The following is a 19,332-nucleotide window of genomic DNA, read 5'->3' on the forward strand; positions in this document are numbered from 1 at the left end:
TACACCCTATGGGATAATTTAATATCCTTCTCTGCAAATGGCATTTATATGTCAACAGGTCATGTTGAATATGCAAGTCTGAATGGAACGCATATTTTTAAGCTTATCGGCGAAGTGCGTGCCCAATCTTGTATTAGTCTAGACAAATTACTGAACAAAATTGAACAGCAGGACAACGTAGTTGGCGCTATCGTTGATCTCACCGAAACCAGTTTTATTGACAGTACCGTACTGGGTGTTTTGGCCAAGTTAGGACTGAAACTCAAGCAAGTACATAATATCCAAGCTGTTATGCTTTCCACTAATTCCGACATTACTACTTTGGCCAACAGTATGGGACTGAGCCAGGTGTTTGTGATTCTGAATTATTGTGGCGATCCGAATGTCTGCACCCGTGCGCTGATGGAAGAACATGTCACGCATCAAAATATGCTAAATACCGTTCTGGATGCGCATAAAACCTTGATGAAGCTAAATCAAAGCAACCAGAATATGTTTGAACCTTTAGTCAAACAGTTACAGAAAGAGCAAGACAATTTAGATAAAATCTCCGAGCAAAAGGTATAACGACTATATAAGAGGACCGCATGACTTTACTTTCTGTTGCACAAATGAATTCTCAAAATGAAATTGACGCCAATTTTGTGGAGATTGAGTCTTTAATTCAACAAAGTAAGGCCAATGGTGCTGAGTTAATTGTTTTCCCGGAAAATTTCGTCTGTTTCGCAGCAGGCAAACAACGCGAAACTGCTGCACAATTTGAAGTCATTCAACAACGTCTGGAACAACTTGCCCATCAATATCAAACCTGGATTGTGGCCGGGACTTTGCCCTGCCCTTATCGTCCGGATGGTTCAATCATTCAAGATGGCCGGGTGCGTACTGTCAGTCTGTGTATCAGTCCTGAACGAACCGAAGCGCGTTATGACAAAATTCATTTGTTTGATGTGCAAGTCGGCGATGCCGTTGGTGGTTATCAGGAGTCCAAATTCTTTGAGCCTGGTACAGAGGTGGTCGTTGCCAAGACTCCTTTTGGCAATATCGGCTTGATGGTCTGTTATGACCTGCGCTTTCCAGAACTGGCTTTAAGCTTACGTGTTAAGGGTGCAAACCTGCTGACTGCGCCTTCTGCATTTACCTATACCACCGGTGAAATGCACTGGCAGTTATTGCTGCAAACCCGTGCCATGGATAGCCAGTGTTCGGTACTTGGCGCTGCTCAACAAGGCTGGCATGGTGAAAAACGTCAGACTTGGGGGCATGCAGCTGCCACCAATAGCCGCGGCCAACTGTTGAATATGATCCATGCTGATGGCTCCCATTTGATTACGGTGGACTTTGATTTAAGTGAACAGCAAAAAATCCGTGAATCCATGCCTTTAATGCAACACCGTAGACTTCTGCAACTTTCCTGAATCGTGTCATTTGCTTGCATAAAATAACAAAATCCCTGCTTATTCTTCAGGTGAAATCACTGAGCATAGAAGCTTCATGAAAAATAAACAGGGATTCAACTCATGTCATTAGAAAAAGCCGTCTACACCGCACATGCCAAAGCCACAGGGGGCCGTGATGGCCGCGCCATTTCTGACGATCAGATTCTGGACGTTCAATTGGCCGTACCCAAAGAAATGGGGGGACCAGGCGGTGGAACCAATCCTGAACAGCTCTTTGCCGCAGGTTATTCCGCCTGTTTCTTGGGTGCAATGAAATTTGTCGCCAATCGCGATAAGCTTAATATCAGTAAGGATGCTTTTATTGAAGGTGATGTCGGTATTGGTCCGATTCCTACCGGGTTTGGTATTGAAGTGACCTTAAATATTCATCTTGAAGGCATGGATCAGGAAGAAGCAAAAAAACTGGTCGATGCTGCACATATCGTCTGTCCATACTCAAATGCGACCCGCAATAATATTGATGTGAACTTAAACGTCATTACCTAAACTTTTTTGTTTAACAGCTATCCTGAAAAAATAGCTTCAGGATAGCTAAATCTTCATTATAAATTTCAAAATTTACCCGCTTCATCTTTCCTCAAAAGCTACTTTTCTTTCCCCCATTTGAAAACAGCAGCAAAAACTCAAGGACTTATATATAATGATTCTTATTTACAATTATCTGATTTATATTGATGTTAAAACCTGTTCTTCTGAGTTCTCTCCTGCTTATCACTACTACAGCCTCTTTTGCAGAGCTGCAAATTTCAGAAAAAGTTCACCCCCAAGTAAAATCTGTAGTTAATGCCGAGATTGAACGTCTGCCCATTCCTGCAACACCCAACAATATGATTCTGCCTGAATTTGGTAAAGGTATCATTGGTTGGGGTGCTGGCCCCAAAGATGCCGAAGTCCGTTTCCAGCGTGTCACCACAGCCGATGTTGAAAAAATGAAACAGGATGGGGTTACTTTAGAAATGGCGCAGGCCTGGCAGACCTTCTATGAAAATGAAACTCAGCGGAATCCGGGTAATCCGACTGCACCTTTTCGGGCCCAACTGATGAAAAAAATCGTCAGCCTCTGGTAAATATCCAGATATCCTGAGGACAAGTCATTAAAAGCAGCAGATTAGAAAATTATTCTGCTGCTTCATTGGTGACCCGTAACACTTCTTCAATGGTAGTTTTCCCTGCCAATACCTTGCGCAGACCATCATCCCGAATCGAACCGGATTGCTGCCGTGCATAACTTTCTATTTCGTATTCGGCCGCATTGCCATGAACCAGACGGCGCATATGATCATCGACGGGCACAATTTCATAAATCGCAGTACGCCCGCTAAAACCAGTATTGCCACAGCGTTCACAACCCTGTGGTTGCGGCAGTCTTAAATCCTGTGGATGTTCAATATTTTCAAACAGTTTCTTTTCAAAAGCATCTGCTTCATGCCAGGTCGCGCAATGCGGACATAACGTTCTGACCAGACGCTGGGCAATTACCCCAATCAGGGAACTTGAAAGCAGGAACGGCTCAATGCCCATATCCTTCAAACGCGTGACAGCACCAATCGCGGTATTGGTATGCAGGGTCGACAACACCAGATGCCCGGTCAAGGAGGCCTGCACCGCAATTTCTGCGGTCTCCAGATCACGAATTTCACCCACCATCACCACATCAGGATCTTGGCGCAGCATGGCTTTTAAGGCACGTGCAAAGGTCATATCCACTTTGGTATTCACCTGGGTCTGACCAATACCTTCCAGTTGATATTCAATCGGATCTTCAGCGGTGAGGATGTTTTTGGAACCATCATTCAGGTCAGAAAGTGCGGCATATAAGGTGGTGGTTTTACCCGAACCGGTGGGGCCAGTGACTAAAATAATGCCGTGTGGACGATGCACCAGAGTTTTCAGTCGATCATAGTCATTATTCATCAAGCCCAAATGGGTCATATTTAAACGACCGGCCTGCTTGTCCAGCAGACGCATCACCACACGCTCACCATGAGAGGATGGCAAAGTAGATACACGGACATCGACTTCACGTCCGGCCAGACGCAAGGAAATACGACCATCTTGTGGAATGCGCTTTTCCGCAATATCCAGTTTGGCCATGACTTTAATCCGCGAGACCAAAAGCGGCGCAAGTTCACGGCGTGGCTGGACAATTTCACGGAGCTGGCCATCGACCCGTAAACGTACCGACAGTTTTTTCTCAAAAGATTCAATATGAATATCGGAAGCCCCGACCCGAATCGCTTCAGACAATAATGCATTGATCAGTCGTACAATCGGCGCATCATCTTCCTGATCCATCAGATCTTCAGCTTCAGGTACGGAATCGGCCAGACTGAGTAAATCCGGATGATCTTCCAGACCCGCAGCCACCTGTTGTGATTCGCCGCTATCTCCGGCAAAACTGGAGCTGAGTAACTGGTTAAATTCCTGTTCGCTGCACAGCTGAAAATGAGCCGGATAACCGAGCAGACGGCGCGCTTCCTGCAATGCAAGCATCGAGGTATTGTCACGACGCAGAATAAAGGCCTGATCTCCCTCATAACGCAACAGCACACCATGGCGCTTGGCGAAGCTATATGGGATTTGTAATTGTTTAAGTACTTGCATCGCGGATTATAATAATGATGAAAAAATTTAAATTGAGTGTACTCTAAGCATATGACAGCGTGAAGTATGTTTTCAAAGATTTAGCAAGAAAGGGTGCCAACATTGCCGCAAGATAAAGATGAATTAATCCCGAATACAGCGAAAATGCGCTGGTGGGGAGAACAGATTTTTGAAATAAATCAATCCAAAGCCTGGCAGTTTGGTTCCTTGCTGTTTCGTCTGACTCGAGGCATTCAGGAATGGCGACTGGAATACTATCGTCCTGTGGTGCAATATGATTATGAGCAGCAATGGCATCAGATTGATGATCCGAACTTTGCCTTTCCAGCGCCGGTGCACATTGAACGTTATATGTTCAAATCCACCCAAAATAAATTACAGTTGATGCCACGTTTGGCAAACCGTTCGGTGGTGATCAAGCCGGTTGATCCGATTTATATTCCTGCCGGACAACGTGGTACGCTTTATATCAGCACGCCCTTATGGATTGCCGGTTTTGTCGAGGGGCAGCGCGAACCAATTTTTGATCTCCCGGTGATCTTGCCAAAAGACACCTGGTTTGGGCCGAATCATCGCTCAGGTGAAATCTGCTATGCCACTGCAGTCGATGGCAGAACTGAACTGAAACAATTGCATCCACGCGCTTTTCGTGCGGTTACACCGATTGAATTTCACAATACCAGTAACCAGCAATTGCGCTTTGACCGGATGAATGTCCCGGTGCCTGCCCTGCCGTTATTTTACAGTGAAAGTACCGGGCGCTTATGGACCTCGCAAATCCGGGTCTTGCATGAAGGTTCGGACCGCCCACCGCGTATTCGGGTGGAGAACCGTACCCCGCCAAATGCCGGTGAAGTCGCCTATCTGCATCCACCGCGTGATCCGGCGGGCGCTTTATTTAATATGTTTGATTCATTTTTCTAAGGGCGTCTGATGCCAAGTTCAAATATTCCGACCGAAGTCACCAACAGCCTGAAGGGAGTATTTACCAATATCAATACCGACCGTTTAACCGAAATTTTGGTCGCGGTGGTGTTATGTTTTATTGGTTTCCTGATTGCGCGCTTTATTTCAAATACCTTTATTCGAACCATTGGGGTACGTTTTAATGCCCATCAGAAGCTGGTCTGGCGCCGCGGGATTTTCTATTTTATTTTTCTGCTGTTTGTAATGGCCAGCCTGAAAGAAGCCGGTTTTAAACTGAGTGTCTTCCTTGGCGCCGCCGGGATTCTCACCGTAGCCTTGGGTTTTGCGTCACAAACCTCGGCATCCAACCTGATCAGCGGTCTGTTCCTGATTGGTGAGGGTTCTTTCGAAGTCGGTGATACTATTCAAATCACCTTGATTCGTGGGCATACCATTGAAGGTGAAGTGATTTCGATTGACCTGCTTTCAGTCAAACTCCTCACGCAGGATAATATCTATGTACGTTTGCCGAATGAACAGCTGATTCGGGCGCCGGTACAGAACCTGTCAAAATTTCCGATACGGCGTATTCCGATTACGCTGGCGATCAATTTCCACGAAGATATTATTAAAGTACGAGAAGTGCTGCTGGATGTCGCCAATAAATATCCACTGGTGCTAGCTGACCCGAAACCTGCAGTTACCGTTACCGCCTTTCGTGAATCATCCATCGAGTTGCTGTTTGCGATCTGGTGCCAGCAGGAAAATTATCTGAAAGTACGTGATGAAATGCAGGAACGGATTCGTAATGGCTTTGTCGATAACCAGATTGAAATTCCAGTGCCGAAAATGGGCTTTGTCGACCATCCATTATCTCGCCCCTTAGAGAATGTTGATATTGACCAATACGCCAATGACAAGGCCCTCAAAAGAGAGCCTGATCTAAAATAACCCTTCGATTCCCTCTCCTTTTTAAAGGAGAGGCTTAGGGAGAGGATTCAATCAGTTTTCTCTGGCATCGGCGCAATATAGGCAATCAGCAGCATCACCCCACCTGCCAGCAAGAAGGAAATGACTCGCGTCAGGGTGCCAATATGCGACAGATCAAAGAGCACCAATTTTAAGGTCACAACCACCAGAATACTACCGCCTAAAATCCACATCGGCTTCAGGTTTTTTAAGGTCGCCGTCCACATGGTGATCCAGGCCAGCAATACCCAAAGTACAGTCAAGCTGAGTTGCACCGTCGCATTACTCCATAGCTCCAGATCATTAAACGGCGTGTGTAAATACACATGTAAAGCTCTTAAAACCATATAACTGGAAAGCCATAACAGGCTCAACACCATCAAGACTGCCATCATGCCTTTATCACGGCCAACCTTAATCTGTTGCAACAGCATCCAGATAAAACTGGCAAACATGGCGATACTGATCAGGTCAAAAGGATTCAGAATCGGCAACCAGTAATACTGGAATGCTTGCTGACTAAATAACTGTGAACATACCAGCCAAGTGGCCATCAGCAATAAACAACACTTGGTTTGCCAAAGCTGCTGCCAGCCTGATTGCAGGTCCTGTCGATAGCACCACAGGCAAAACAATAAAGGTAAGATCACCATACTGAAATAAGGCATGCTCGGGATCAGACACAGACTGGCCAAAGCCAAACTGCTAAAAACGCCCAAACTCATCCATTCTTTGGATAGCTGCAAACCAGCCAGCGGTCTGAGCCACAGCATGGCCAGTAATATAGCTGAAAGGGCAAAAACCCCGCGCTCCAGACCGCTATCCCAGACAATCACCGCATTTTGACTGCGATCCAGTGTCAAAATCACTGCAATGACCAGCAAGGGTGAGATACCACTCCACTTCGGTAGCAACCAGGACCATTGCTGATTTTTGCGCAGAATCATTTCATTCAACAGCACATAGCCCAGTGTGATGATGAATAAACTCAGCACATAGGCATGCTGACTCGAAAATTCATCTTCCAGCAAGGTAAAGAGCATTAAACTGGCTGCAACACTTAAACTACTTAAAAAACTGATACTCAGACTATCCAGTTGCTGCTGGTATTTTTCTTTGAGCTGACTGATCGCCACCACTGCCACATAACACAGACTCAAAATCCAGAAAATCATCCGCGGTGTGGGATTGATTTCGACCAGATAATACAGGCTGCTAAATCCGGCCATCAACAATAAGCCCATGCTCAGATAGTGTGCTACCCGGACATTTTTTTCCAAGGCCCACAGATAAATTAGTACCCCTTCCACAGCCCAACCAACCACACTCCATTGTTCGGTCAATAAGATCGGTGGCACCAGTGCCAGAAAAATCAGCATCAGACTCAGATAACTTTGTGAAATAAGCTGAATCGTTTGTTTTTGGCGCAATAAAGTCCAACAAGTGGCAAAGACCCCTGCGAACAACAGACTTAGACCGGCTTGCCAGAGTTTTTGATCGGGCTGATTAAAGTGAATCAGATACAGAAAAATATAAGCAGTAATCGGTGCGGCAAAAATCAAGGCCAAGTCGAGTACCGGTTTTAGCTGAAAACGGGACAAATCCTGTCGTGCCAGCAACTGGCTAAAACGAAAACCCAGCCAGATAAACAGCGCACTATGCGCCAGAATCAGCGCAGTCATGGCATAACGCTCATGAGTATCACCATGAATCAGGCTATACATTCCACCGACAATCGCCGTAATTAAAAAGGCAATCTGATTGAGAATTTTCCAGGGGCGGAAGCTGCTCAGCACTGCCACCCCGACATTAATCAGCAAGTAATAACTGATCAGCTCAACAGCGGAAGCATCTCGGATTGGCAAGGTAAACGGCGCCAGATAAGCAATCAGCAAAGCCATCAAGGCCAGTTCGATACTTTCCTGTTTCAGACTTAAATACAGCGTCATTGCCAAAATGATGATAAATACACATGCTGCCAGCGGTAGTGTTGGAATCACCATATTGTAATAGGCAAAGAATAATGTCAGAAACAAACTCCCTAAACCTAATCCTTCCAGCGCCAGAGCAAAACTGCGGTTTTTAGGAATCAGCCGATAGCCCAGTCCTGTTACAAACAAACTGGCCAGCGCAACCAGACCTAATTTAGCAGCCAGACTCAGCTGCCAGTGCTCGGTGGCAAAACGCAGCAACAAAATAATCCCGATCACTAAAATACTAATGGCGACTTTTAAGACCGGATTGCCCTGAAAGATCCAGCGCTGCACTTGATCGATGAGATTAGGCGTGGACTGAGAATTTAGAGCCGGTTGAGCAGTCACAGGTGCAGCATCAGACCAGTTCGGTGGTGTCGAGGGTGGTGGATCGGCAGAATAAGATTGCGACTGTAACTGTATCAAGCGCCCTTCCAGACGTTGCAGCCATCGGAGTAAAAAGAACACCCAGGCGGTAATCCCGATGCCCATCAACCAGTCAAGCTCGGCCAGCCCACCGACAATGGCAATAATTGAAGAGACATATAAAGGAACTTTCGAATTGCGTTCCAGAGACCTCTGCTGCTGTGCAGCCAGTTGCTGTAGCGGGGCTTCTACTGCGCTGACATATTGCATCACACTGAAGAGAAAACCCACACCACACAGATAAGTCACAATCTGATAATCCAGATACCAAGCACTGATCCCAACAATTAGCAGAGTAATCAGCCAGATCATGCGTAACTCATTGCGTCCTGCAGCCATTCTTATATTTCTCTTTCCTGAATCATTCCATCATACAACAGCTTGTGCTGCTTATTTCATCTTCAGCCGATATTCGCTAAGCTGTAAACTCAGACTCGCCTCAGCGAGCGTAGTAAAAATCACGTACAATAGCGCTGTATTTTGAATAAGGAATTGATTACATGCCACCATTTGTCTTGGTCGATGGCTCTTACTTTTTATTTCGTGCCTTTCACGCACTGCCACCATTAACCACGTCAACCGGTTTACATACCAATGCAATTCGTGGTGCGATTTCTGCTATTCAAAAACTGATGCGCCGGATCCAACCGACCCATATGGCGGTGATTTTCGATACGCCAGAACCGACGTTCCGGCATGAGCTTTCACCGATTTATAAAGGTGACCGCCCGAGCATGCCGACGGAATTATCCGAACAGATTCCTTATTTGCATGCCTTGATTCGTGCACTGGGTATTCCCCTGCATACCTTGCCGGGTGCCGAAGCCGATGACATTATCGGAACATTGGCCAAACGTGCCGAAGCCTTGGGACATCAGGTGCTGATTTCGACTGGTGATAAAGATATGGCGCAATTGGTCACAGACAAAGTGACCCTGGAAGACAGCTTTAAAGAAAAGCCGCTGGATGTCGATGGCGTGTTTGAAAAGTTTGGCGTATGGCCAAATCAGATTATTGATTACCTGACCCTGATGGGCGATGCTTCTGATGGCATCATGGGCGTGCCGGGTGTCGGTGCCAAAACCGCGGCAAAACTGCTAACCGAATATGGTTCGATTGGCGGCATTTTAGAAAATGTCGACAAGATCAAAGGCAAAGTTGGTCAAAATATTAAAGAGCATGTGGATGGCATTGCACTGGACCATCAACTGGCCAGTATTGTGATCGATCTGGATCTTAACTTTGGTTATGACGATTTAAAACTGGGTGAGCCGAATGTCGAGACCTTACGTCATTTGTACACCGAGCTGGAATTTCGTAATCAGCTACAATCCTTAGATCACCCAAACAACCCGAATCATTCAAATTATAAACAGGCGGCAAGATCCATTACCGCCAAACCAGCAACTCTGCCAGACACCACAGAAGATCATGCTTCTGTGACCAGTGGCGATGATCAGCTAGGTCAAGCAACCTATCATAGTGTGTTAAACCAGCAGGACTGGGACAAGCTGTTTGCGCGCTTAAGTAGCGAAAAACGTTTTGCCTTTGATACTGAAACCACCAGTCTGGATTATCGTATCGCGCAGATTGTCGGCTTCTCGGTCGCCTTTGATGCCAACGATGCCTACTATGTTCCTTTGGCCCATGATTATGAAGGCGCACCGGAACAGCTCAATCGTGAAGTCATCTTGGCACAGATCAAGCCGATTCTGGAAGATGACAGTGTACAGAAAATTGGTCATCATCTGAAATATGATGCGCATGTACTGGAAAACCATGGTATTCATTTGGCAGGCTGGTATTTTGATACCATGCTGGCATCGTATGTGCTGAATTCTGTGGCAACCCGTCATGGTATGGATGATGTGGCGCGTCTGTATTTGAGCCATCTGACCACGACCTATGAACAAGTTGCCGGTAAAGGAGCCAAACAGAAAACCTTTAACCAGATTCCGCTGGAAACCGCTGCACATTATGCTGCTGAAGATGCTCATGTCACTTATCGTCTTTATGAAGTTTTGGATGAAAAACTCAAAGTCCATCCTGAATTAAGTCAGCTTTTGCATCGCATTGAAATGCCGGTGGCACGTGTATTAACGAAAATGGAAGAAAATGGCATTCAGTTAGATGTGCATTTCCTTGACCAGCTCAGTGAAGAATTTGCACAAACCATTCAGAATCTGGAAAACCAGATTATTGAATTAGCAGGCCAAAGTTTTAATGTCAGCTCACCAAAACAAGTCGGTGAAATTTTGTTTGATAAGCTGGGCCTCAAAGGCGGCAAGAAAACCTCGACTGGCCAATACAGCACCAGTGAAAGTATTTTAGAAAAACTGGATCATCCGATTGCCGCATTGATTTTGGAATATCGTGGCCTGTCTAAACTGAAAAGCACCTATACCGATGGTTTATGCAAACAAGCCAATAATGACAGTGGCCGCGTACACACCAGTTATCATCAAGCGCTGACTGCAACGGGTCGTCTATCTTCAACAGATCCAAATTTACAAAATATTCCTATTCGCGAGAAAATTGGCCGTCAAATTCGTAAAGCTTTTGTAGCACCGAAAGGTCGTGTGCTACTCGCTGCCGATTATTCACAAATTGAATTACGCCTCATGGCGCATTTTTCCCAAGACGAAGCCTTGGTACATGCCTTTAATCACGGTCAGGACGTGCATCGTCGTACTGCAGCAGAAGTTTTGGGCATCGCTTTTGAAGAGGTGACAAATGATCAACGTCGCCAAGCCAAAGCCGTGAATTTTGGTCTGCTCTATGGCATGTCTGAATTCGGTCTAACCCGTCAGTTGGGCTTTACTCGTCAAGAGTCACAAGAATACATTAAACAGTATTTCCATCGTTATCCGGGGATTTATGAATATATGCAACGCACCCGTCAGGTGGCACTCGATCAAGGTTTTGTCGAAACCGTTTCTGGTCGTCGTTTATATACACCGGATATTGATGCTCGTAATATGATGGTGCGTAAAGCGGCAGAACGTGCTGCAATTAATGCCCCGCTACAGGGTTCGGCTGCAGATATCATTAAAATGGCAATGATTGAAGTCGACAAGATGTTGCCAAAAGATCAGGCCAAAATGCTGTTGCAAGTCCACGATGAACTGGTGTTTGAAGTCGATGAAGCTATTGCCGATGAATTGGCACCGAAACTGGCTGAAGTCATGCAATCGGTATTGCAGATTTCTGTACCGTTGGTGGTTGAAGTCGGTAAAGGTAAAAACTGGGATGAGGCGCATTAATGTGTCTCTAAGCCCCTTCCTCCCTACAGGAGATGAGGCATATATTCGGCAAGGGGATGCAGGTTAGTTTTAATCCCCTCTTCCCTTACGAAGCAATGCTCCCCATCCCAAAGGAAGAGGAACTTTCATTTACTTATTCCTATGCCTTTCTTGAAGTCCATAATTTTGAGTTGGAAGATGTAAGGTAAAGCCCCTCTTTGAAAAAGAGGGGTTTGGGGAGATTTAAATCCTTCCCAACCTCCCTTTAGAAAAAGGAGGCGCAAATAAAAAGGACGCCTCAGCGTCCTTTTTATTTGAATCCAATTAAAGACCGGTCAACAATACAATTGCCACCTGGTTCATGATCATTTCAATGATGATCAAGGTTAAAATAGCAAAAATTGGAGAGAGATCAATCATCCCCATATTTGGCATAATCTTACGGAAAGGTGCCAGCAATGGTTCAGCCAACTCCTGAACCACTTCAATATACGGTGAACGAGACTGAGTAAACATCACCACCCAACTTAAGATAATCGTAGCGAAAATCAAATAACGACAGAAACGGATCAAGTCCTGCATCATGGTGACAAAGGTCAAAATCAGTAAATGCACAGGACCATTCGGCATGCCACCAGAGAGATACATCATGCCGAAAATTTTCAGCAAATACAGTACCACCAATAATGCCAAAGCGGCAGTATTGACACGGCCTTTGGCCAAAGTTGGGAAAATTCGACCAAACACATCTACAATTTTAGTGGCTTTTACAGTCGAAAGAACCACGGGATTGTAGGGGCTGACAGCAGCCAATTGCATTAAAAATCGGAAGAATACGAGCAAAATCGCGACGTTAATGATAATGCCAAAAATTAGCGCAGAATTTGCACCCATACTTGAACGTTCCTAAAAATTAAACTGAAGATTTGCTGCTTTCACTGAGCTCTTGTGCCAGTTCTTGACTGCGTTTTTGTGCAGCGGCAAGTGCGGCCTGAATATTTTGAGAAATCTGGGCGCGATCAAAGACTTCAAGGGCTGCCTGTGTCGTTCCATTTGGAGAGGTCACATTTTTACGCAGCTCGGCTGGGGTGTTCGAACTGGTGATCGCCATTTGTGCCGCACCTAAAGCCGTTTGCAAGGTCAGCGCCGTAGCCACTTTTTCATCCAGCCCTAAATTTTTGCCCGCACGAATCATACTTTCCATCATATAGAAAAAGTAAGCCGGCCCCGAACCCGATACAGCAGTCACCGCATCAATTTGCGCTTCTGAATTCACCCAAATGGTCAAGCCCGTAGAGGCTAAAACCTGACTGGCCAAATCACGGTCACTATTTTCTACATCTTCATGGGCGTATAGACCATGCGCCCCGGTTTGTACCAAGGCTGGCGTATTCGGCATGACCCGTACAATACGCGCTGTCCCCAATAAGCTTGCCAATGTCGCTATTTCCGCACCGGCAACAATGGAAATAATCAGCTTATCATTGACCAGACCTTTTAAAGGCTGTAACACTTGTGCCAAAACTTGAGGCTTTACCGCAAACACCACAATATCTGCATCCTGAATTGCAGCGCTATTATCATCGGTCACATTGATTTCTTTTTCCGCCAGTAAGGCACGGACTTGTTCGACCGGATCAGAAACTGTAATACGTGTTGTTGGCAAACCACGCGAAATCAGGCCGCCAATTAAGGCTTGGGCCATATTACCGCCACCAATAAAACTAATATTACAATTTAAAGCTGCACTCATGTTTAATGCTCGTTGTTGAGTTCTAAAGTTGAAGAAACCGAAATCGGCAGCCATCCCCCTGCTTCACAATATGCAGATTGGGCCAACCAAAATCCTTTAGGGGTAAACACGCCTAGCATAACATTATCTGTGCTTAATATTTGAATAGTATGCCGAACCCAAGGAAATATTTGCGCTTCCTGAATGGCTTTTTTCAGCGGCCAGGCGCCAACACGACCATAGAGATGGATCTTTTCACCCCCCTGACGCTGCTGCAAGTATAAGGGCTGCTGCAATAATGCTGTGGATAAACCCACCTTTGCAGATTCAATGACATATTTTCCGGACAAGACCTGCACATGATCTTTTAACGCAATTTTCAAGGTTTTTAGGCCAGTTTGAAGCTGTTGCTGCTCGGCCAAATAAACCTCTTCTGTCAAACGATATAGTTGCTGCTGATAGCGTACATAGTAATAATCTTTCCAGTGTAAGGCCGCCTGCGCATCGGGTTTGGCATGAATTACCTCGCGTTGCAGACGCTCGACCATATCTAAAGAGGGGCGATACTGCGCTTCGCCTTTCATCCAGGCGGAGAGTAACTGGCGTTGCCGTGATCTTGACAGTTGTAGAAGTTTAGACAAATCAAGTTGCGTATCGGTTCCACACGCCTGTAAATCTTGTTGTAATACTTCTTGCAAAATTTCCTGGGCATCTTGCATCAGTTCACTGGTGCGTACCAGCGCAGACTGCATTTTCGGATAACGTTCACTCAAAACTGGCCACAAGGTCTGGCGTGCCCAGGCCCGGTCATAATGGGTATCAGCATTGCTCGGATCTTCAATATTTTGAATATTTAAGTGTTTTGCCCATTGGCAAATCTGCTCACGGGAAATATCCAGCAGTGGCCGCCAAATGGTGAGATTTTCACGTACATCAACCTGTTTCATGGCCGCCAAACCATCCACGCCAGCACCAGACAATAAACGTAGCATTAAGGTTTCTGCCTGATCCTGTTGATGATGCGCCAACACCAGAATTTCATCCGTTTGCAAATGTTGTAAATAAGCCTGATAACGGCAATGACGCGCTTGCTGTTCCAGATTGCCATTTTCGACCCGAACCGGCTGGATGATGCAGGGAATACTCAGTTGCTGGCATCGATCAGCCACAAACTTACCCCAATCTGCACTGAAAACTTGTAATTGATGATCGACATAAATCGCCCGAACTTTTTCCGGGCATAAAAAAAACATCAGATGCAGTAGCAGCATAGAATCTACGCCGCCACTGCACCCGATGAGAAATTTTGTCTCTGCAGGAAAGCCCTGCAGCTGTTTTAAGAAACCAGACCTAAATTGTCGCTGCCAAACTTCATTAAACGTTGGTAACGTGCTTCGCATCGTGCTTGCGCTTCCATTGGTTGCAGTTCATTCAAAGCTTCTTTCAACACTGCTTTCAAGCTGTTCATGACATGATCCGGATTTAAATGAGCGCCCTCACCTTCATCCACCACATATTCTACAATGCCCATTTTCTGCAATTTTTCTGCAGTCAGCGCCAAGGCTTCACTGGCCTGTTCGGCTTTTTCGGCAGTTTTCCAAAGAATCGATGCACAGCCTTCAGGTGAAATCACTGAATAGATACTGTGAGACAGCATCACCACACGGTCTGCCACACCAATACCCAGTGCGCCACCTGAACCGCCTTCACCGAGTACAGTTGCAATCACCGGTACTTTCAAATTGGAAAGCTGCGCCAGACTGGTGGCAATGGCTTCAGCCTGACCACGTTCTTCTGCACCAACTCCCGGATAAGCACCCATGGTATCAATAAAGGTGAAGACTGGCAGATTAAAACGTTCAGCCATATCTAACAGACGCTGCGCCTTACGATAACCCTCAGGGTTACTCATGCCAAAATTATGCTGTAATTTTTCACGGGTACTACGACCACGATGCTGACCGACGATCATCACCGGTTGACCATCAAAACGAGCCAGACCACCGATCATCGCACCATCATCACCATATAGGCGGTCACCATGTAAAGCATCAAATTCAGTGAATATTTCACCCACATAGTCCAGAAATTGTGGACGTTCCGGATGACGTGCAATCTGCACTGTCGCCCATGCTTTTGATGGAGTCGCTTTATTTTTCATAGGTTAACCGTTTTCATCCCTATAAAGGTATTAATTAACAAACTGTTCGGATTGAATCGAGAGTTCAATCTCCCAATTTTTAAATTGCTGCTGTTCATCATGCAGTTCAGCCACCAGCAATGGCCATTGTTTGGCATCACCAGACACGCTGAGCTGCCATTGTTGCGCATTTTCAACCTTAAGTTCAATGGCAGGAAGCATCTCATCACTACGACTGTGATTGACCAAAACCGACAGACGAAGCAGCAAACATAACCATAAAAGTTTCGATCCACCGACTTTCATCACATCATGCTTGGCATCAACGCGCAATTTGCGGCGATGGTGTGCGACCAAATGTGACAAATGATTTTGGTCGACTTGTGAGAAACCGGCAATATCCGAGTGTTGTAATAAATAGGCACCATGACGATGATAACCACTATGGCTGATCGCCAAACCAATCTCATGCAGATAGGCAGCACGACGTAACAGATCGCTATCCTCTATCGTCAGGCCCAGTTCATGTTCCACGTCATTAAACAGTTTTTGTGCAGTCTGGACCACACGCTCGGCCTGTTTGGCATCGGCATTATAACGACCAATCAGGGCATGTACGGAACGATCACGGATATCTTCATGCTTGAAACGGCCAAGCAAGTCATACATCACGCCTTCACGCAGCGCACCATCCGAATAAACCAGATGATTAATTCCGAGCACATCAAACACAGCATAGAGAATGGCAATCCCAGCCGGCAATACCGCGCGGCGGTCTTCTTTGAGACCTTCGAATTCCATATCCGAGACATATTTATATTTGAGCAGTTTGTCTTTGAGTTTTTCCAGGCCTTCACGGGTGAGCTGTTCTTTGTCATTGCTCCAGCCCATATTGATACAAATCTGACGACAGGCCTTGATCGTGCCACTGGAACCGACCACCGCATCCCAGCCGGCTTCTTTATAGGTATTGGCAATTCCGGAGATTTCTTTACGCGCCGCAGTAACCGCTTTATCAAAAGCTTTGGCACTGATCTCACCATCCTGAAAATAAGCCTTGGTAAAGGCGACACAGCCCATCTGCACCGATTCAGTATGAATCGGCTCGAACTCTTCACCAATAATCAGCTCAGTCGAACCGCCACCGATGTCAACCACCAGACGACGACCACTGTTGGCCATGGTATGCGAAACCCCGAGATAAATCAGACGGGCTTCTTCACGGCCGGCAATAATTTCGATTGGCTTGGGTAGAATTTCTGCAGCTTTTTGAATAAATTCATGCCCATTTTTGGCTTGACGCAAGGCATTGGTCGCCACAATCCGTAAACGATTTGGCTGAACTGCACCTAAACGTCCGACAAAACGTGCCAGACAGGCCAAACCCCGTTGCTGTGCAGCTTCGGTTAAATTTTTATTTTCATCGAGTCCGGCGGCAAGCTGAACTTTTTCTGACATTGATGCCACTTTTTTAACTTCGCCATGATCTACACGTGCGATGGCCAAATGAAAGCTATTTGATCCCATATCGATGGCGGCAAGTAATTCTTCATCAATCAAAAAGTCAGACATTCCGGAAATAAACCTTTAACGAATTGTGCTTAGAGTAATTCACATGCATGCAATTTAAAAGCCATTTGTAGCGACAATTTGATGCATGATTCTTTTTATATCGGGAACAATAGTAGGACACGATCATCACTATCGTGATCATCCATTAGACAAAATAACATTAAGCATTGAAAATTTACAGATTCCCCTACATTGTTAAAGATGGCTATGTAATACTAATAATTAGTTATCTTTAAAATATTAATCTGGAGCACATTCCATGTCTGGCAACATCGTAAACACTACTGACGCAAACTTCGAAGCAGACGTTCTTCAATCAGACGTACCTGTACTGGTCGACTTCTGGGCGGGCTGGTGTGCACCATGTAAAGCAATTGCACCCGTACTAGAAGTGCTTGCTGATGAATACCAGGGCAAAGTTAAAATCGTGAAAGTTGACGTAACTTCTTGCGAACAAACTGCCGTAAATTTCAACATCCGTAATATCCCGGCTTTGTTGATGTTCAAAAATGGTGAAGTTGTTGCAACTCAAGTGGGTGCTGCGCCAAAATCTAAACTGACTGCGTTTATTGATGACAATATCTAAGCCCAGCATTTTCAGTAAAAAATACGCGACTGACAATCGCGTATTTTTTTCGGCTATAAATTGACAAAGCCGACATTTTCTCTTATATTTGCTACTCAAGAGATAAAGGATCTTAAATCCTGCCAATTTCTTACAAGACACATTACATAAGATGCCGCTCGGCAATAGAAATTGTTTTTCACATTTTTCTTTGAAACACTCAAACAGATCTCTGAATTGTTCTTTTGCAAATTCAATTGCTTTCGTTTGAATGCTTGTATGCGGCCGAGTGTTACTCCCTTTCTAACCTGTACCTCAGAACTTTGATTCTATCTGACCACCTATGAATTTAACCGAACTCAAGAAAAAACCGATTGGCGAACTCATCAAGATTGCCGAGTTTATGGGCCTTGAAGGTATGGCTCGTAACCGTAAGCAAGACATTATTTTTGCCATCTTAAAACGTCATGCAATGAATGGCGAAGAGATTTTTGGTGATGGCGTTCTAGAAATTTTGTCAGATGGTTTTGGCTTTTTACGCTCAGCCGCAGGTTCTTATTTAGCAGGCCCTGACGATATCTATGTCAGTCCTTCTCAAATTCGTCGTTTTAACCTACGTACTGGCGACACCATTACTGGCACTATTCGTCCACCAAAAGAAGGCGAACGTTATTTTGCCTTACTTAAAGTTAATCAGATTAACTACGACACCCCTGAAAATTCACGTAATAAAATCTTATTCGAAAACTTGACCCCATTGTTCCCGACTGAACAGCTGGTGATGGAACTCGGTAATGGTACCACTGAAGATTTAACCACACGTGTGATCGACTTGGTGGCACCGATTGGTAAAGGTCAACGTTCAATCATTGTGGCACCGCCAAAAGCCGGTAAAACCATGTTGCTGCAAAGTATTGCGCAATCGATTGTTCGTAATAACCCAGAAGCTATTCTGATTGTTCTTCTCATTGATGAACGTCCAGAAGAAGTCACCGAAATGGAACGTACCGTTCGCGGTGAAGTGGTTGCGTCGACCTTTGATGAATCACCAGCACGTCATGTTCAAGTCGCTGAAATGGTAATTGAAAAAGCCAAACGTCTGGTTGAGCACAAAAAAGATGTGGTGATTCTACTGGATTCGATTACCCGTCTGGCACGTGCGTATAACACGGTGATTCCTTCATCAGGCAAGGTTTTGACCGGTGGTGTAGATGCGCATGCATTAGAACGTCCTAAACGTTTCTTCGGTGCTGCACGTAATATTGAAGAAGGTGGTTCACTCACCATTATCTCTACTGCCCTGATTGAAACAGGCAGCAAGATGGATGAAGTGATCTACGAAGAATTCAAAGGTACAGGCAACCAGGAAATTACTCTGGATCGCCGTATTGCTGAAAAACGTGTCTTCCCTGCGATGAATATCAAGAAATCTGGTACTCGCCGTGAAGAACGCCTGATGTCAGAAGACAATCTGCGCAAAGTCTGGATTCTGCGTAAGCTGCTGCATACTCAAGATGAATTGGCAGCGATGGAGTTCTTACTGGATCGTATGAAAGAAACCAAGACCAATGATGATTTCTTTGATCAGATGAAACGCAAAGCTTCAAATTAAAATTTCAAATGAAAGGTCACCTAAGCGGTGGCCTTTTTTAGGTTGACATAAATTACAGAATGAAACAATCAAGCCTGATTTATGTAAACTTATTTTTAAGTTTTTGATTAATAAAATATTCAGATTAAAAATTG

The 19,332-nt window shown here is 45.3% G+C and carries 16 protein-coding genes; 9 read left to right on the top strand and 7 right to left on the bottom strand.

The window, feature by feature from the left end; genetic code table 11:
- The first annotated feature begins 48 nt into the window (after positions 1-48).
- The 4 genes from gigB (at position 49) to CWI32_RS02680 (ending at position 2,524) form a co-directional block, all read left to right on the top strand.
- Complete coding sequence (gigB, locus tag CWI32_RS02665; protein ID WP_004647542.1) at positions 49-567, top strand: anti-anti-sigma factor GigB; 519 nt, start codon at positions 49-51, stop codon at positions 565-567.
- Between the two features lie 20 nt (positions 568-587).
- The gene (locus CWI32_RS02670) at positions 588-1,415 is read left to right on the top strand and encodes a carbon-nitrogen hydrolase family protein (protein ID WP_100534572.1); all 828 of its coding nucleotides are present in this window, start codon (positions 588-590) and stop codon (positions 1,413-1,415) included.
- Between the two features lie 102 nt (positions 1,416-1,517).
- Positions 1,518-1,943 carry an organic hydroperoxide resistance protein gene (locus CWI32_RS02675; protein ID WP_100534573.1) on the top strand — a complete coding sequence of 142 codons (426 nt, stop codon included), beginning with the start codon at positions 1,518-1,520 and terminating at the stop codon, positions 1,941-1,943.
- A gap of 188 nt (positions 1,944-2,131) precedes the next feature.
- Positions 2,132-2,524: a DUF4951 domain-containing protein gene (locus CWI32_RS02680; RefSeq protein ID WP_100534574.1), complete on the top strand. Its 393-nt coding sequence runs from the start codon at positions 2,132-2,134 to the stop codon at positions 2,522-2,524.
- Positions 2,525-2,573: 49 nt separating this feature from the next.
- On the opposite strand, the gene gspE is transcribed toward CWI32_RS02680, so the two are convergent.
- Entirely contained in the window at positions 2,574-4,061 is a 1,488-nt protein-coding gene (gene gspE, locus CWI32_RS02685) for a type II secretion system ATPase GspE (RefSeq protein WP_005172539.1), read from the bottom strand.
- A 144-nt stretch (positions 4,062-4,205) separates the two neighbouring features.
- On the opposite strand from gspE, the gene CWI32_RS02690 reads away from it, so the two are divergent.
- Both CWI32_RS02690 and CWI32_RS02695 read left to right on the top strand, forming a co-directional pair.
- Entirely contained in the window at positions 4,206-4,985 is a 780-nt protein-coding gene (locus CWI32_RS02690; protein WP_167381259.1) for a DUF432 domain-containing protein, read from the top strand.
- 9 nt (positions 4,986-4,994) lie between these two features.
- Entirely contained in the window at positions 4,995-5,918 is a 924-nt protein-coding gene (locus tag CWI32_RS02695; RefSeq protein ID WP_005095828.1) for a mechanosensitive ion channel family protein, read from the top strand.
- A 47-nt stretch (positions 5,919-5,965) separates the two neighbouring features.
- Here CWI32_RS02695 and CWI32_RS02700 read toward each other — a convergent pair whose 3' ends face one another.
- Positions 5,966-8,674 carry a DUF2339 domain-containing protein gene (locus tag CWI32_RS02700; protein ID WP_100534575.1) on the bottom strand — a complete coding sequence of 903 codons (2,709 nt, stop codon included), beginning with the start codon at positions 8,672-8,674 and terminating at the stop codon, positions 5,966-5,968.
- 161 nt (positions 8,675-8,835) lie between these two features.
- On the opposite strand from CWI32_RS02700, the gene polA reads away from it, so the two are divergent.
- Entirely contained in the window at positions 8,836-11,598 is a 2,763-nt protein-coding gene (gene polA / locus CWI32_RS02705; RefSeq protein WP_100534576.1) for a DNA polymerase I, read from the top strand.
- A gap of 303 nt (positions 11,599-11,901) precedes the next feature.
- On the opposite strand, the gene CWI32_RS02710 is transcribed toward polA, so the two are convergent.
- The 5 genes from CWI32_RS02710 to ppx are packed head-to-tail and all read right to left on the bottom strand — an operon-like array spanning position 11,902 to position 17,021.
- Positions 11,902-12,471, bottom strand: a complete 570-nt coding sequence (locus CWI32_RS02710) for a YggT family protein (protein ID WP_005095820.1) — start codon at positions 12,469-12,471, stop codon at positions 11,902-11,904.
- Between the two features lie 19 nt (positions 12,472-12,490).
- The gene (proC, locus tag CWI32_RS02715) at positions 12,491-13,330 is read right to left on the bottom strand and encodes a pyrroline-5-carboxylate reductase (RefSeq protein WP_005095818.1); all 840 of its coding nucleotides are present in this window, start codon (positions 13,328-13,330) and stop codon (positions 12,491-12,493) included.
- A gap of 2 nt (positions 13,331-13,332) precedes the next feature.
- A complete protein-coding gene (gene tilS / locus CWI32_RS02720) occupies positions 13,333-14,709 on the bottom strand; it encodes a tRNA lysidine(34) synthetase TilS (RefSeq protein ID WP_100534577.1) in 1,377 nt (458 codons plus the stop codon).
- Entirely contained in the window at positions 14,646-15,470 is an 825-nt protein-coding gene (locus tag CWI32_RS02725) for an acetyl-CoA carboxylase carboxyltransferase subunit alpha (protein WP_005095813.1), read from the bottom strand. Before CWI32_RS02725 ends, tilS begins: the two co-directional genes overlap by 64 nt.
- A 30-nt stretch (positions 15,471-15,500) precedes the next feature.
- A complete protein-coding gene (gene ppx / locus CWI32_RS02730) occupies positions 15,501-17,021 on the bottom strand; it encodes an exopolyphosphatase (protein WP_005095810.1) in 1,521 nt (506 codons plus the stop codon).
- Positions 17,022-17,280: 259 nt separating this feature from the next.
- Here ppx and trxA point away from each other — a divergent pair, with 259 nt between their 5' ends.
- Together trxA and rho are read left to right on the top strand one after the other, a co-directional pair.
- Complete coding sequence (gene trxA / locus CWI32_RS02735; RefSeq protein ID WP_004278266.1) at positions 17,281-17,607, top strand: thioredoxin; 327 nt, start codon at positions 17,281-17,283, stop codon at positions 17,605-17,607.
- 322 nt (positions 17,608-17,929) lie between these two features.
- Positions 17,930-19,198: a transcription termination factor Rho gene (rho, locus tag CWI32_RS02740; RefSeq protein ID WP_005095808.1), complete on the top strand. Its 1,269-nt coding sequence runs from the start codon at positions 17,930-17,932 to the stop codon at positions 19,196-19,198.
- Positions 19,199-19,332 lie beyond the last annotated feature (134 nt).

Source organism: Acinetobacter pseudolwoffii (assembly GCF_002803605.1).
GTDB lineage: Bacteria > Pseudomonadota > Gammaproteobacteria > Pseudomonadales > Moraxellaceae > Acinetobacter > Acinetobacter pseudolwoffii.